12 protein-coding genes are annotated in these 14,074 nt (G+C 44.4%); 11 read left to right on the forward strand and 1 reads right to left on the reverse strand.

The window, feature by feature from the left end:
- Positions 1 to 83 precede the first annotated feature (83 nt).
- From galE to JMX18_RS10580, 4 genes are all read left to right on the forward strand, one after another.
- Positions 84 to 1,115: a UDP-glucose 4-epimerase GalE gene (gene galE, locus JMX18_RS10565; RefSeq protein ID WP_201587588.1), complete on the forward strand. Its 1,032-nt coding sequence runs from the start codon at positions 84 to 86 to the stop codon at positions 1,113 to 1,115.
- Between the two features lie 91 nt (positions 1,116 to 1,206).
- Positions 1,207 to 2,085 carry a UTP--glucose-1-phosphate uridylyltransferase gene (locus JMX18_RS10570; protein ID WP_201587589.1) on the forward strand — a complete coding sequence of 293 codons (879 nt, stop codon included), beginning with the start codon at positions 1,207 to 1,209 and terminating at the stop codon, positions 2,083 to 2,085.
- Positions 2,086 to 2,088: 3 nt separating this feature from the next.
- Positions 2,089 to 3,753: a glucose-6-phosphate isomerase gene (gene pgi / locus JMX18_RS10575; RefSeq protein WP_201587590.1), complete on the forward strand. Its 1,665-nt coding sequence runs from the start codon at positions 2,089 to 2,091 to the stop codon at positions 3,751 to 3,753.
- Positions 3,754 to 3,955: 202 nt separating this feature from the next.
- Positions 3,956 to 5,293 carry a UDP-glucose/GDP-mannose dehydrogenase family protein gene (locus tag JMX18_RS10580; protein WP_201587591.1) on the forward strand — a complete coding sequence of 446 codons (1,338 nt, stop codon included), beginning with the start codon at positions 3,956 to 3,958 and terminating at the stop codon, positions 5,291 to 5,293.
- A 111-nt stretch (positions 5,294 to 5,404) separates the two neighbouring features.
- Here the strand turns inward: JMX18_RS10580 and JMX18_RS10585 are convergent, their stop codons facing one another.
- The gene (locus JMX18_RS10585) at positions 5,405 to 6,913 is read right to left on the reverse strand and encodes a phosphohexomutase domain-containing protein (RefSeq protein WP_201587592.1); all 1,509 of its coding nucleotides are present in this window, start codon (positions 6,911 to 6,913) and stop codon (positions 5,405 to 5,407) included.
- A gap of 162 nt (positions 6,914 to 7,075) precedes the next feature.
- Between JMX18_RS10585 and mazG the strand changes: the two genes are divergently transcribed.
- The 7 genes from mazG to rapZ all read left to right on the forward strand — a co-directional run bounded on the left by mazG (position 7,076) and on the right by rapZ (position 14,067).
- Entirely contained in the window at positions 7,076 to 7,930 is an 855-nt protein-coding gene (gene mazG, locus JMX18_RS10590) for a nucleoside triphosphate pyrophosphohydrolase (protein WP_406947371.1), read from the forward strand.
- Between the two features lie 52 nt (positions 7,931 to 7,982).
- On the forward strand, positions 7,983 to 8,294 hold the full coding sequence (locus JMX18_RS10595; RefSeq protein ID WP_227674634.1) for a ComEA family DNA-binding protein: 312 nt from the start codon (positions 7,983 to 7,985) through the stop codon (positions 8,292 to 8,294).
- A 168-nt stretch (positions 8,295 to 8,462) separates the two neighbouring features.
- Positions 8,463 to 10,613 (forward strand): polynucleotide adenylyltransferase PcnB, encoded by a 2,151-nt coding sequence (pcnB, locus tag JMX18_RS10600; protein WP_201587596.1) that lies wholly within the window; start codon positions 8,463 to 8,465, stop codon positions 10,611 to 10,613.
- Between the two features lie 65 nt (positions 10,614 to 10,678).
- The gene (gene folK / locus JMX18_RS10605) at positions 10,679 to 11,275 is read left to right on the forward strand and encodes a 2-amino-4-hydroxy-6-hydroxymethyldihydropteridine diphosphokinase (protein ID WP_201587598.1); all 597 of its coding nucleotides are present in this window, start codon (positions 10,679 to 10,681) and stop codon (positions 11,273 to 11,275) included.
- 51 nt (positions 11,276 to 11,326) lie between these two features.
- Positions 11,327 to 12,127 carry a 3-methyl-2-oxobutanoate hydroxymethyltransferase gene (gene panB, locus JMX18_RS10610; protein WP_201587600.1) on the forward strand — a complete coding sequence of 267 codons (801 nt, stop codon included), beginning with the start codon at positions 11,327 to 11,329 and terminating at the stop codon, positions 12,125 to 12,127.
- Between the two features lie 65 nt (positions 12,128 to 12,192).
- Positions 12,193 to 13,050: a pantoate--beta-alanine ligase gene (gene panC, locus JMX18_RS10615; RefSeq protein ID WP_201587602.1), complete on the forward strand. Its 858-nt coding sequence runs from the start codon at positions 12,193 to 12,195 to the stop codon at positions 13,048 to 13,050.
- Between the two features lie 51 nt (positions 13,051 to 13,101).
- Positions 13,102 to 14,067 carry an RNase adapter RapZ gene (gene rapZ, locus JMX18_RS10620; RefSeq protein ID WP_201587604.1) on the forward strand — a complete coding sequence of 322 codons (966 nt, stop codon included), beginning with the start codon at positions 13,102 to 13,104 and terminating at the stop codon, positions 14,065 to 14,067.
- The last annotated feature ends 7 nt before the right edge of the window (positions 14,068 to 14,074 follow it).

A 14,074-nucleotide genomic window follows, 5' to 3' on the forward strand; every position in this document is an offset into this window, starting at 1 on the left:
TAGCCAAGCCGTATTGATATACTTTAAAGACACTCCTACAATGGGGTGTCTTTTTTTTGTTTAGTATTAACTTGGATGATTGTATGAAGCACAAAATATTAGTGACTGGCGGTGCCGGTTATATTGGCTCGCATACCTGTATTGCTCTACATGAAGCAGGTTATGATATCGTTATTTATGATAATTTGTCTAATAGTAGTCCTGAAGCTATCAATAGAGTCGCTCATATTATCGGCAAGCCTGTTGAGTTTATTAAAGGTGATATCCTTGATAGTGAGCTATTGCGCCAAGTATTTGACGCTCATCAATTCTTTGGGGTGATTCACTTTGCAGGGCTAAAAGCAGTAGGCGAGTCGGTCGCCAAGCCGCTACTGTATTATAATAATAATGTCAGCGGCACTATCAATCTACTCCAAGTCATGAGCGCTCATAACGTCAAGAACTTCGTATTCTCCTCCTCAGCAACCGTCTATGGTGATCCTGAAACCCTTCCCATTGACGAAAGCTCTCCGCGTTCTGCCACCAATCCTTATGGCCAAAGTAAACTCATGGTTGAGCACATTTTCGAGGATTTAGTGGTAGCGGATAAAGATTGGAGTCTAGTCACCCTGAGATATTTCAACCCAGTAGGCGCTCATGCTTCAGGTCAGATTGGTGAAGATCCCAATGATATTCCGAATAATTTAATGCCTTATATCTCCCAAGTAGCGGTGGGCAAGCTGGCTAAGCTTAGTGTTTTTGGTAATGATTATCCTACGGTCGATGGCACCGGTGTGCGCGACTTTATTCATGTGACGGATTTGGCTCAAGGTCACGTTGCCGCTTTGGATTATTTGCAGAGTCAGGATAATCCAGTGCGCTTTTTGCCCATTAATTTGGGAACAGGAAAAGGCAGCTCAGTATTAGAGCTGGTGGATGCGTTTAGCCAAGTGAGTGGGCAAGATATTCCTTATCAGTTTGCGCCGCGCCGGGCTGGGGATATAGCCAGCTGTTACGCCAGTGCCGACAGAGCTAAGGCGCTTTTGGGCTGGGAAGCTAAGCACTCTATTAGGGACATGTGCGCCGATACGTGGCGCTGGCAGAGCAATAACCCTAATGGCTATAGCACGTCATAGATTGATAGTCTCTTTAATAATAGACTGCTATCTAACATTGAAATTACTAAACATTTTAAATTAATCCATCTTAAATATGTGACTTAAATCTATGAAAAAAATTACTCATGCGGTTATTCCGGTGGCAGGCTTTGGTACTCGTATGCTGCCCTTATCGAAATCGGTGCCCAAAGAGCTGTTACCGCTGGGCAATCGTCCAGCGATTCATTATGTGGTCGAAGAAGCAATTGCTGCGGGTATCAAACATATCGTTTTGGTCGGACATGCACAAAAAAGCGCTATTGAAAACTATTTCGATATCAATGCTGAATTAGATGACCAACTGCGCCGTAAAGGTAAAGAAGCGCTGGCGGATAGCTTAAACTGGCTACCCGATGACGTCACTGTATCGATGATACGTCAGGGCAGGGCGTTAGGGTTGGGTCATGCGGTATTGGCCGCGCGTCCGATTATTGGTGAGCATGATTTTGCGGTGCTGCTACCGGATGTGGTACTTGATCCCTTTACTACCGACAGCCAAACTGATAATTTGGCTTTTATGATTAAGCGCTTTGAAGCAGATCGACACTCACAGATATTAGTAGATCAAGTTGCCGATGAAGACGTGCATAAATACGGTATTGCAAAGCTTAGCGCCGATAATGGGCAAATTAATAGCGATGATACCCCGATCAACGCCAGCTTTAAGGTCGCAGGTTTTGTGGAAAAACCTAACTTAGCAGAAGCGCCCTCTAATTTAGCCGTCGTTGGGCGTTATGTATTTAGCAATCAAATTTTTGACTATTTAGCTGACACTACAGCGTCAGTTGGCGGTGAGATTCAACTGACCGATGCTATCGATGCCTTGATTAGCGAACATGGCGTCAATGTCACTACCATGTGCGGCGCCAGCTATGATGCTGGTGATATGAAATCCTATATGCAAGCATTTATTTATTTTGCAAAGCAGCAACTGGCTAACGATGACTAATAAATGAGTATGATAATGGACGCTAAAGCTTTTAATAATGCACGTGATTCTAGCCACTGGGCGGATCTACAGGCGCTTGCCAAGCAGTCGTGGTCACTGACCGAACTGTTCTCTCAAGATGATGAGCGTACCACACGTTTTAGTACGCAGTTTGGTGCGCTATATATGGACTATAGCAAACAATGTATCGACGATAAGGTGTTAGCAAGTTTATTAAACCTTGCTGATAGCTGTGACTTGCAAGGTCGTATTAAGGCGTTATTAAAAGGCGCAATGGTCAATAGCAGTGAGCAGCGAGCGGCGCTGCATACCGCGCTGCGTTTGCCCGAAAATGCCGAGCTACAGTTAGCAGAACAGAATGTCGTTGCTGATGTGCACCACAGTTTGATGCAAGTAGAGCGTTTATCAGCACGTATCAGGAATGGTACTTGGCGTGGGTTTTCGGGTAAGGCTATTACCGATGTGGTCAATATTGGGGTCGGTGGTTCTGACTTAGGACCGTTGATGGCTACTACTGCCCTGGATGAATGGGCTGATACTGACATTATGGTGCACTTTGTCTCAAACATGGATGGATCGCAGCTTGATAATCTGCTTAAACGCTTAAATGCTGAGACTACGCTTTTTATCATTTCTTCTAAATCTTTTGGTACCGTTGATACCTTATCTAATGCTAAGACCGCGCTGTCATGGCTGCTGGCTACGGCAAAACTGCGAGCAGGTACTGAAGACAGCGTGCTACGTCGGCATTTTATTGGCATATCAGCCAATAGCGAAAAAATGAGTGCATGGGGAATTCACTCTGAGCATCAACTGCAGCTGTGGGAATGGGTTGGTGGTCGCTTTTCTTTATGGTCGGCAATTGGGCTAGCTATTGCTGTGCGTATTGGGATGAGCCAATTTCGGGAACTGCTGGCAGGCGCGCATAGTATGGACGAGCATTTTGCTCATGCTGAATTTGCGCATAATCTACCGGTATTATTAGGGCTGCTTGCCGTTTGGAACAGTACCTTTTTGCACATTCATGGACATACGGTGTTGCCTTACGATGGCAGACTCAAATATCTGCCTAGTTATTTGACTCAGTTGGAGATGGAGAGTAATGGTAAGTCAGTGACGCATGAAGGCACTCGTATCGATTATGATACCTGTCCTATTCTGTGGGGCGAGATTGGCTCCGATGCCCAGCATGCATTTTATCAGCTCTTGCATCAAGGAACCCAGCACGTCTCTTGCGATTTTATTGCCTGCGTGCGCCATTATAATGATGACTCACAAAATGCATCGCTACAACAACAGCATCAATTATCACTGGCAAATTGCTTGGCTCAAAGTCGAGTTTTAGCTTTTGGTAATGCTGCTATCGTCGATGATGCTACTACAGCGTGCGCAGCCGACAAGTATAAGCGTTACCGGGGTAATCAGCCGTCAACCACGGTCTTACTTGATAAGTTGACGCCGCATAGTTTGGGGTCGCTCATTGCGCTATATGAGCATAAAGTCTATGTGATGGCCAGTATTTGGAACATCAACCCCTTTGATCAATGGGGCGTTGAGATGGGTAAGCAGATGGCAGAGACGGTTTATAATGCTTTGCAGCAAGAAAGTAGCGGTCAATTTGATAGCTCAACCAATCAGCTGCTCGCGCATATCAATCAGCTGTCTTAGAGGCTCTAGAGTGCATAGTCAGCTGCAAGTAAAACGGCTACATAGATTTGAGTGCGCACTGGTATAAATTTTACCCAGCTTCTGTCAGTGTAGATACAGCACGCCAGTAAAATTTATACCAGTTTGAGCGCTATGTTATTTTAAAATGTATCGACTATATGCTAATAGCATTATCTCTTATAAAAAAACAAAAGGTAAAGGTATGAGCTCTGATTTCGTCACTGGTTCTAACACATCTAAAATTTGTGTCCTTATTGGCCATGGTATTGAAGCCATTACCAGCGCCGTAGTGTTGGCAAGTTTGGGACAAAAAGTTCATATTTACGCTGATGAAGATAAGCTTGCAAAACGTTTGCAGCAGTATAGTTTTGAGCATCACTTGCAAGCATTATGGCAGCTCTATATTCAGCAGCAACAAATTACTAGTCAACCCTTACCCGTTAGCGCTGAAGCTTTAATAACCACCTATGAGACGGCTAATGAGCATGACAACTCACAAATTGCCCTTTATTGGTTGTTTTTGGATGATATAAAGTCGCAGTGGCAAAATGCTAGCTGGATTAATGCCTTTAACCAAAGCCAACAGCAGAGCCAGCCGATTATCATGAGCGGTATTGAGCCTCTAGGTAAGCTTGCAGCGCTGGCCGAGCGTTTGAAACGGGCGTGGGTATACTATATTCCTTTTGTTTTTTTACAAGACGGTGAAGCTTATAGCTCAATGCTAGCGCCCTCAATATGGTTACTAGGTGAGAAAACCCCCGATAGTAGCCAACATCTAACGGCACTCCAGCCTTTAATGCAGCAGGCTCGTGCTTATCATAACGCTGATATTGCGACGATAGAGTTTGCGCGTAGTAGTATCATGGCGATGCTAGCTACTCGCGTAAGCTTTATGAATGAGATGTCGCGCTTAGCGGATAGCCAAAATATTGATATCCAGCGAGTCAGCCAAATTATGGGACTTGATGCGCGTGTTGGCGGCAGTTATTTACAAGCAGGTTGGGGCTTTGGAGGTAATACATTACCGACTGAGCTGACTAAGCTCAAGCAATCTGCGCAAGATAAACGTGTGGGCATGCCGTTGTTAGAGTCAGTTATGCATATCAACGAAGATCAAAAAGAGCTGATATTCCGTAAGTTTTGGCAGTATTTTGATGGCTTTATCGATAATAAAACCGTGATGATTTGGGGTGGCAGCTATAAGCCAGGATCAGGACGTACTGCAGGATCCGCTATTCATCCTTTGCTTGAATTATTGTGGTCGTATAATATTCATACGCTGGTTTATAGCGATAAAGCCAAGCCTGAATTGGCTGAACGTTATGGACAGCAGCCGCTGTTGCAACTGATTGAAAGCCCTTATCAAGCGCTTGATAAGGCACAGGCTATTTTCATCATTAGTTGGTCTGCGAAAGATAGGTTAGATATTGCCAGACTTAACCAGCAAGCAATACCTATATTTGATGCCCAAAATGCACTAACTCGCTCGCAAATAGGCGACTTGGTAGGAGATTATAGAGGTATTGGTCGTACTAAATAAGCACTGTACCTATTTTAAAACGTGTTAACTATATAATTAATTTAAAAGTACCTAAATAAAAAGAGTGTTGATTTAATAACCAACACTCTTTTTATTTAGGTTAGGCTTAATTTAAGCGGCTACCGCTCCTTGAGACTCAAGCCATTGCTCAATCTCTTCAATCTTAGTCGCCAGCAGCTGTTCATCGCCACGGGCTTCAATGTTTAGGCGAATCAGTGGCTCAGTATTAGAGGCTCGTAAATTAAAGCGCCATTCGCCAAAGTTTAGACTTAAACCATCCAAAGTTGATTTTTCAGGGTTTTGGGCGCTGTATTTATCTTCAATGCTGGCGATGATGGTGTTAGCATCATGGTCAGTTAGACGGAAATTAAGCTCACCTGAGCTCGGATAATCGCTGATATAACCGGTAACCAATTCTGACAAGGTTTTGCCGGTAATGGATAACAGCTCAATGGTTAATAACCACGGAATCATGCCGCTATCGCAATAAAAGAAGTCACGGAAATAATGATGAGCGGACATCTCGCCGCCATAGATAGCGCCAGATTCACGCATTACTTGCTTGATAAAGGAGTGTCCAGATTTACTAATCACACCTTTGCCATGGTGCGCGGCAATCACGGCTTCGGTGTTGTAGATGACACGAGGGTCATAGACGATAGATTCGCCCGGATACTTATTCAAAAACGCTTGCGCCAGCATGCCCACTACGTAACTGCCATCGATAAATTCGCCCTTTTCATCGAATAAAAAACAGCGATCAAAGTCGCCATCAAAGGCAATGCCTAAGTCCGCTTGATGTTGGGTAACCGTTTGCTGGGTAGCGGTTCTATTGGCTAGAATCATGGGATTGGGGATGCCATTGGGGAAGCTACCATCAGGCTCATGATACAGTTTAATGACCTCAATCGGTGACTCTGCCTGCTCAAGTTTATCAATCAATAAATCGACCACAGGGCCTGCGCTACCATTGCCTGAGTTGATAACCAATTTTAATGGTTTTAGTTTAGCGGTATCGATAAAGCTCATGATATGGTCAACGTAAGCGCTTTTATCGGTCAATAGCTTTAACTCGCCTGCTTTATTATTAGTAGTAAATTGTCCTGACTCGGCTAGAGCCTGAATCTCAGCCAAACCATCATCGCCGCTAATGGGTTTTGAGTGTTCTTTGACCAGCTTTAGCCCGTTGTAGTTAATAGGATTATGGCTTGCCGTGACTTCGATACCGCCAAGTGCTTGATAATGACTGGTGGCAAAATAAACCTCTTCAGTACCGGTCATACCCAAATCAATCGCATCGACGCCAGCATCGATAATGCCTTTGATGGTTGCTTGTTTGAGAGCTTCGCTTGAGTGGCGAATATCGCTACCGATAATGATGGCAGGCTGTAAATCTGCCGTATCATCAGCTTGCTCATTTTTATAACGCTGATATAGTATTTGCGCAAAGGCACGCCCAATACGATAAGCAATCGCTTCATCGAGATCAGTCCCAAGCTCACCACGAATATCATAAGCTTTAAAGGAGTCTATAGTAATAGGCGTAAATTCAGCCGCGGGCTCATAGCTTGTAGTTGTAGGGCTTGTGATTGAAGGGCTTTTCGCTGCAGAAATAGACATCAGCTTAATATTCCTTATACTTGATTATAATTAACAATGGGTTAGAAATAGTTTGACGATAAGGACAATGATACACTAACCGCTAATTGGATTCATTGCCGTCATGTGTTTTTGCTGCGAGCTGATCAGAATAAATAAAAAAATATAAGAGTATCTATAATGATGAAAGACAAACAAATTTTACCGCCTCAGCCCGTAAAAGGCACGCCTGCTGCTACCGGAGAGCTTGATGACCTTTTAGCATTAATGGCGCGCTTGCGAGTAGACTGTCCGTGGGATAAAAAACAGACCAATCATAGTTTAATTCCTTATGCTATCGAAGAAGCTTATGAGCTCGGCGAGGCGGTACAAACAGACGATGATGAGGATATCAAAGGCGAGCTTGGCGATGTGTTGTTACAAGTCATTTTTCATTGCCAGCTTTATGCTGAGCAGGGCCGCTTTGATCTCAGCGATGTCATCACCACCTTGCAACAAAAGCTGATTCGCCGGCATCCCCATGTGTTTGAACGTGAAACTCTAAAAGATGAAATGGCGGTAAAAGCCCGTTGGGACGAGATTAAAGCGGAAGAAAATGAAGCACGAGCAGCTCGCGGCAAGCCCCGTCGGCGTTTAGATGCAACCAAAGCGGGGAGCGCTTTAATGCAAGCGCAGTCCTTACAAAAACAAGCTTCAAAACTGGGCTTTGACTGGCAAAATGTCAGCGGCGCATTTGCTAAGCTTGATGAAGAAATAAGTGAATTAAAGAGCGAACTATTGGATAAATCCCAAGCTGAGATAGAAGCTAATATCGCTGATATCGAAAAAGAATTAGGCGATTGTATGTTTGCCTTAGTCAATGTGGCACGTAAACTGGATCTAGATGCGGAAGCGGCATTGCTTACTTGTGTTCATAAATTCAAATCACGTTTTGGCTACATTGAAACGCAACTAGAGACTAGAGGTAAACGCCTTGAAGATAGTCATTTAAGCGAGATGGATGCGTTATGGGAGTCAGCCAAACAGCATGAACGCTAAAAATAAGCGTAAGCGCACGGATTTTTATCTTTACCTTATCATTGGCGCATTTATGTCAATAGCTTATAGTCATAATGCTCAAGCAGAGCCATGTTTTGATAATGTACAAAGTGCCTATAACTATCTATTGCAACAAGAAAAACTAGAGCTGCAAGCTCGTACCCAAATGGGGGTAAATATAAATCGGGCTAATGAGGGCGAGCTGACCTCTTTAAATGGAATTGGCAGCAGTAAGGCTCAGGCTATTATCTTATATCGTGAGATGTTTGGGCCGTTTAAGACGATTGATGAATTAGCAAAGGTCAAAGGTATCGGCGCTAAAACTATAGAAAAAAATAGAGCACGCTTACAAGTGCAAGACTAACTAGCCTATGTTTGCTTATTAATGGTTGATTATTTTTTTTTAAATAGCATATAGTCATTATCATAACCCACCTAGCAAGCCCAAAATTTGTTAGACTATCCTATACATCCGCCTGTTGAACGCTGGGTTCATCAAGGGTGGTTAAGAATACCGGCGAGGAGTAGATGCATGGCCGAGCGTGCCGCCAAGCAGTTAGAACTGAATAAATCTGAATTACCCAATTCTATTACCGAAGTGATTGCCACTTTATCCCGTGCAGGCTTTGAGGCCTATATCGTAGGCGGCGGTGTGCGTGACACTTTGTTAGGCCTGCAGCCCAAAGACTTCGATGCCGTTACTGATGCCAAGCCGCATGAAATCAAAGACGTCTTTGGTAAACGTTGCCGCATCATTGGTCGGCGCTTCCAGTTGGCACATGTATACTCAGGCCGTGAATTGATTGAGGTGGCGACTTTTCGTGGTCCGCCCAATAATAATGCCAATACCAATCAAGATGGCATGATTCTGCGTGACAATGTTTGGGGCGATATCAAGCAAGATTTTGCTCGTCGTGATTTTTCTATCAATGCGCTTTATTATCAGCCATTAAAAGGCGTGGTGCATGATTTTTGTGGCGCGCTGAAAGATATTAAAAATAAGACCATTCGCCTGTTAGGTCATGCGCCAGTCCGTATCGAAGAAGATCCGGTACGCTTATTACGCGCGCTACGTTTCAAGGCGAAATTGGGTTTTGAGTTTGATAAAGAGCTCTCCGAGCAGTTCCACGATGATAATTGGGCGCTGCTCGAACAAATATCGCCGCATCGTCTCTATGATGAGACCCAAAAGATGTTTACTGGCGGTTATTTAGTGCCTTTACTGCCCCTGTTATTTGAATCGGGTGCGATTGATAGTTTGATTATTTACCCGCCCTCTGAGCCGAGCGCTTTGGTTCAACAAGTAGCTATCAATACCGATAAACGTATTGCTGCTGGCAAGAGTATCAACCCTGCTTTCTTTTATGCTGCACTACTGTGGGAGAATTACCTGCACCAATTAGAAAAGGCCAAGAAGCGCAATATGCCCTTTGCCGAAGCACAACTGCATGCTGCTCATAAAGTGGTTGATCGCCAGCGTATTAAGACCGCTATTCCTAAATTTGCCGAGCAGTTTATCCGTGATATCTGGATTTTACAGCCTAAGCTATCTGCTCCGCGTAGTAAACAGATTGAACAGCTCGCCGAGCATCCGCGCTTTCGAGCTGGTTTTGACTTTTTATTACTGCGCGAGCAATGCGGTGATGCCGAGCATCCTTTGTCTGAATCGACTAATGGGATGGGCGAGTGGTGGCAGACTTATCAAACCTTGTCTGAAAAAGAGCAGCAACAAGCTATTGAAGATTTTGATGAGAATATTCGCCGCGGTGCTTATAAACAAGGGAAGCGTGGTCGCGGACGTAACCGTCAACAGCAACCTGATCATCAGGCTATGGACAGTCATGCAAAGCAAGATGACGCCAAAACTTATCAGGATTCCAAACAAAGCCGTGCTAAATCAACTATTGAGCAAGCGATGAATGATACTGCAAGCATCCCATCAAAGCGCCGTCGCCGTCCTGAAGATAGTGCGGTGCCAACAGAATCGCCAGTCAAATCCAAGCAAGCTACTAGCAAAAAATCTGCTAATAATCAGTACCCTAGTAATGAACAGGTTAAGCAGGATAATGCTGAGCTTGCGCAGCTGCAAGCGCTATCGCTGGTTAATAGCCAGCATCAAAGCTCAGACCAGCAGCGCACCTCGAAGCCCGAGCCTTTGTTTGTCATTGAGCAAGAACGGGTAGTGCCGCCGCTAAATAAGCAGTCATCTAGTGAGAACAAGACTCATACTAAGGGCGACCGCAAAGCCGTTAGTAATGTAAAGACGGCAGATACCCAGTCTGAGACTAGAGCCGCTCAAGTAGTTCAAGACCAACAAAGTAGCGATAAGCCAGTTCAGTCGCAACCGTCTGATAAACAACAAGCTGCTGACAAAGCTGCTGATAGAATTACCAAAGTGGCGCAAACACCGCAATTGGTGAGCTTGAGTAATGAGCCGATACCTCATAAGCGTCGTCGTCGCCAACCTAGTGCTACGCCGGACAGTAATAGCCATAACTCAGTTAAAGCCAAAACTAAGTATCAAAAAAAAGCCCCAAAAGTTGTAGAGCCGCCTAAAACTAGTGCTAATAAGACTGATAATAGCAAGGCAACCTCGCAGCCGGTTAGTCAGACACTATCTGTCAATAAAAAGGGGCCTGTACCAGCGAAGCGCCGCCGCCGTCAGCCCAGTAGCAATGCTTAGTGACAGTGCTTAGTAACAGTATTTAATACGCATCACCACAAATTGAATAGAATAAAGCTATAACTATGAATAATTCCAGCGATAATAGAGATCGCTCTAGCGATAGTGTGGATTCTAACGATTGTGCTGTCGTTGCTGAAAAGGGTAATAATCAGCACCAGCCTAAGTGGGTCGTTGGTTATGTAGGGTTAGGTAGCAACTTAGCCAATGAGCTGGGCTCACCTGTAGAGCATTTGCAACAAGCACTCGCAGGTTTGGCTGCTCATGAGCAAGTGCGCGAGGTGAGGGTCTCTTCTTTTTATGCCTCAGCCCCCATGGGCCCGCAAGATCAGCCTGACTTTGTCAATGCAGTAGCAGGATTTGAGACCACTTTAACGCCATTTGAGCTTTTGGCTTTTTGTCAGCAGTTAGAGCAGCAAGCCAAGCGTGCCCGTCTGCGCCGTTGGGGGGAACGCAGTCTCGATGTTGATATTTTGCTTTATGGTGATAAGCAGATTGCTACGCCGCAACTGACGGTTCCTCATGCTGGCTTGCCCGAACGCAATTTTGTATTGGTACCATTACGAGAGCTGGCGCCAGCGCTGACTATCGCTGGTAAACCAATAAATGACTATGCAGCAAGTGCAGACTGGACAGGGCTAAAGCTACTAACAGAGTGCTGATTAAGTTGCTAGTGAGCATAGACTAGCTGATATAGAGATATTGAGGGTTATATGACAACGCTATCTACTTTAAATAAGTTCAAAAAAGAAGGGGTCAAATTTACTTGTTTGACCTGCTATGACGCTATGTTTGCTCGCTTGATGGATAAAGCGCAGATTGATACTATCTTGATCGGTGATAGTCTGGGCATGGTAGTACAAGGGCACAGCTCAACCTTGCCCGTAACTATCGAGGATATGGTTTATCATACGGCGAATATCGCTCGTAGCAATGAGCATGCGCTAATTTTAGCTGACCTGCCTTTTATGAGTTATGTCACCCTCCCAGAAGCCATAACTAATAGCCGAAAACTAATGCAAGCGGGCGCCCAAGTTATCAAGATTGAGGGTGGTAGCGAGCTTTGTGATCTGGTGACAACTTTAGCGCAGGCAGGTACGCCAACTTGTGTGCATTTAGGACTGACTCCGCAGCTGGTCAATGTGTTCGGTGGTTATAAAATCCAAGGCCGTAGTGATGAAGCTGCCGATAAACTCCTCAATGATGCTCAAGCGGTAGTAGGTGCGGGCGCAGCATTGTTGGTATTAGAATGTGTACCAGCTGAACTGGCTAAAAAGGTCACCGAGTCTGTTGAGGTGCCAGTCATTGGTATTGGTGCCGGCGCAGATACTGATGGTCAAGTATTAGTCATGCATGACATGCTGGGAATGGTACATGGCCGCGTACCGCGTTTTGTTCATGACTTCTTAACTGATGAGCGCAACACCGAACATAGTATCGAAGGGGCGTTCGCACTTTATAAACAAGCGGTGCAAGAAGGCAGCTTTCCCACCAAACAGCATCAGTTTGACTAACATGCCCCAATAAACCCTAAATTTTTACCTAAGATAAGACCTTTTTGAGATAAAAAGAGTGATTAATGCCTATTATTTATCATGATATTTTAGCCCTGCAAGCGGCTTTACGCCCTTATCGTAGTGAACAACAAATCGCTTTAGTGCCGACGATGGGCAATCTACATGAAGGCCATCTTGAGCTGGTCAAAATAGCGAAACAGCATGCCGATATTGTAGTGGTTAGTATTTTCGTCAATCCCACTCAATTTGGGGCTGGCGAAGACTTTGATAGTTATCCACGTACGCTTGATGCCGATGTGGCAAAGTTGGCTAGCGTTGATACCGATTATGTGTTTGCGCCGAGCGTTGCTGAGATGTACGAGTTATTACCGCCGCCGACTATTATCAGTGCAGGCGCTATTACCACCGAGTTATGCGGAAAATCACGTCCGACGCACTTTGATGGTGTCGGCATTGTAGTCTCCAAACTATTCAATATTGTCCAGCCTGATGCGGCCATATTTGGTCAAAAAGACTATCAGCAACTGGCTATTATTAAACAGTTGGTTCGTGATCTAAGTTATCCGATTGACATTATTGCTGCGCCTATTGTGCGTGCGCCTGATGGTTTGGCTTTATCTTCGCGTAATCAGTATTTAAGCCCCTCAGAGCGAGAGATAGCCCCGATTTTGCATCAAGAATTACAATCTTTAGCTCAACAGATAATAGCTGAAAGTTATAGCGAAAAAGGCTTGAGCGTCCTTGTTGCGCAATCTCGTGAACGTCTTAGCAAGGCTGGTTTTATCATTGATTATTTGGAAGTAAAGACCACTCAGTTAGATAAGGTATCTGCTAATAACAAACAAGATTTAATTATTTTGGCAGCAGCATGGTTGGGCCGAGCACGCTTATTAGATAATCAGCTGGTAGTAGCCGGTTAATGATGTTTTGAGTAGTTATTTGTCGTCGATAATAAATTAGGATAATGGGACATGGAAGCAAAAGATACTAACCAAGAGCTTATAGCAGCGCCGCCAAGCGACAACGATGAAGTGAGTATTTTAGTCATATCAGGACGCTCAGGATCTGGAAAAACTTCAGTATTAAATATCTTAGAAGACTTAGGATATTATTCTATTGATAATCTACCTTTATCATTAGTCCCTGAAGCGGCTAACAAGCTGGTCAATGAGAGTGCTATAAGGCGTATTGCGTTGGGAGTGGATATAAGAACACCGCGCGCCGATTTATCCAAATTTGGAGCAACCTATAATGCTTTAAAACAAGCTTACGGCTCCAAAAATGTAAAGGTACTCTACGTAACTGCGCAGGATAGTATTTTGGTCGCCCGCTTTCATGCCACTAGACGTGTTCATCCACTAATGGCACAAGACAAGCAGGAAGCCACTGGTGAGAAATATGTGGCGCACAATTTACCTGCTGCGATCAAAAGAGAAGTGGCTCTGTTAGAGCCAATAGTCAGTTGTGCCGATATTATTATTGACACCAGCGAGCTTAACATTCATCAGCTAAAAGAGCGTCTACGTGATCATATTGGGGCAGATAATAAAATTGTAATTAACTTGCTATCTTTTGGCTTTAAATATGGCAGCCCCATTGATGCTGATTTTTTGTTTGATGTGAGAATTTTACCTAACCCTCACTGGAATCCTAAACTACGTAGCTCAACCGGTCTTGATGAAGAGGTTGGCGAATTCTTTGCTGACTATCCAGAAGTGGCTGAGATGACCGATGATATCTCTACCTTTCTAAGTCGTTGGTTGCCTAATTTTCTACATAACAATCGTCATACGGTAACGGTTGGTATTGGCTGTACAGGCGGCAAACATCGCTCAGTATTCATAGCTGATAAGCTACAAAGTGTTTTGACTAATAGCCTGCCAGAGGCGCTAATAGTGACTGCGAAACACCGTGAAAAGAATCGTTGGTCAGTGTAATAATGTT

It is taken from the genome of Psychrobacter jeotgali (assembly GCF_904846315.1).
Lineage (GTDB): Bacteria > Pseudomonadota > Gammaproteobacteria > Pseudomonadales > Moraxellaceae > Psychrobacter > Psychrobacter jeotgali.

What these genes read in the sequence shown, in the direction of transcription:
- galE (WP_201587588.1), top strand. Translation starts at nt 84, where the DNA reads ATGAAGCACAAAATATTAGTGACTGGCGGTGCCGGTTATATTGGCTCG.
- JMX18_RS10570 (WP_201587589.1), top strand. Translation starts at nt 1,207, where the DNA reads ATGAAAAAAATTACTCATGCGGTTATTCCGGTGGCAGGCTTTGGTACT.
- pgi (WP_201587590.1), top strand. Translation starts at nt 2,089, where the DNA reads ATGAGTATGATAATGGACGCTAAAGCTTTTAATAATGCACGTGATTCT.
- JMX18_RS10580 (WP_201587591.1), top strand. Translation starts at nt 3,956, where the DNA reads ATGAGCTCTGATTTCGTCACTGGTTCTAACACATCTAAAATTTGTGTC.
- JMX18_RS10585 (WP_201587592.1), bottom strand. Translation starts at nt 6,913, where the DNA reads ATGTCTATTTCTGCAGCGAAAAGCCCTTCAATCACAAGCCCTACAACT.
- mazG (WP_406947371.1), top strand. Translation starts at nt 7,076, where the DNA reads ATGAAAGACAAACAAATTTTACCGCCTCAGCCCGTAAAAGGCACGCCT.
- JMX18_RS10595 (WP_227674634.1), top strand. Translation starts at nt 7,983, where the DNA reads ATGTCAATAGCTTATAGTCATAATGCTCAAGCAGAGCCATGTTTTGAT.
- pcnB (WP_201587596.1), top strand. Translation starts at nt 8,463, where the DNA reads ATGGCCGAGCGTGCCGCCAAGCAGTTAGAACTGAATAAATCTGAATTA.
- folK (WP_201587598.1), top strand. Translation starts at nt 10,679, where the DNA reads ATGAATAATTCCAGCGATAATAGAGATCGCTCTAGCGATAGTGTGGAT.
- panB (WP_201587600.1), top strand. Translation starts at nt 11,327, where the DNA reads ATGACAACGCTATCTACTTTAAATAAGTTCAAAAAAGAAGGGGTCAAA.
- panC (WP_201587602.1), top strand. Translation starts at nt 12,193, where the DNA reads ATGCCTATTATTTATCATGATATTTTAGCCCTGCAAGCGGCTTTACGC.
- rapZ (WP_201587604.1), top strand. Translation starts at nt 13,102, where the DNA reads ATGGAAGCAAAAGATACTAACCAAGAGCTTATAGCAGCGCCGCCAAGC.